Raw genomic sequence first — 816 nt, 5'->3', positions numbered from 1 at the left:
AGAATGCTGGGAATTTACCAATCGCACGTAGGAAACGCGTGTAAGTGTATTCAGGTGCCGCCATTTGAGTCAGGAAGTCCCACTCACTTTCAGGGAACACGCGCTCTACACGCTTCACGTTTTCTGGGTTGGTTGCCGCTCCAGGAACAATCGCTTCGACGACTGAGTTAGGACGCGTTTCTAGTGCTTGTGACCAAATGGCATACATAGGGTCAGAGGTTTTGCTTTGCTCCATAGCTTGAACGTCACCACGAGCAATAACATAACCATTCGGATTTTGCGGATCAGGCTGGATATTCATACTTGCATTCGCTTGTGCCGCTAGGACACAACTCAATGCAATAGGAAGATGTTTGAGTGCAAACATGTCTAGTCTCCGGATTTAACAATACAATATACAAGGAATAACTAGACATATAGTGGATCATATATAAAAAACGCCGAGCGAAGTGAGTTCATTCTGCGAGACAAAATGAATAAATAAGTCCTTGCACACATTTTGTCACAAGAAAAATGTTACCTTGACTCAAAAGAAAAGCGGAGGCTGACTACGCCTCCGTTTGATGATATTTCTATCTCTATTACTCTGCTGAAACAGACTCAAGTTGCTCGGTTGGCTTCTGTTTTGATAGCACATAGTAAATAGCGAACTGAGCGACAATCGCCGCAAGTACAATCACAGGTGAGGCAGCAACGCCTGCCAAAAGAAAGCACCCAAGTGCAATCACGCCATTCAACATCGCGTAAGGCAACTGTGTACGGAAGTGCTCATACTGTTCACACCCTGCTCCTGTTGACGACAGAATCGTGGTTTCA

At 45.1% G+C, this 816-nt stretch carries 2 pseudogenes; both read right to left on the bottom strand.

Going from position 1 to position 816, the window contains the following annotated elements:
• Positions 1-367, bottom strand: a pseudogene (locus R7190_RS26605) (carbohydrate-binding protein); the annotation flags it as partial.
• Between the two features lie 214 nt (positions 368-581).
• Positions 582-816, bottom strand: a pseudogene (locus R7190_RS26600) (Na+/H+ antiporter NhaC family protein); the annotation flags it as partial.

It is taken from the genome of Vibrio sp. 1078-1, from assembly GCF_033340475.1.
Note: the sequence above shows the minus strand (reverse complement) of the source record. Positions and strands in the feature narration are given on the sequence as shown.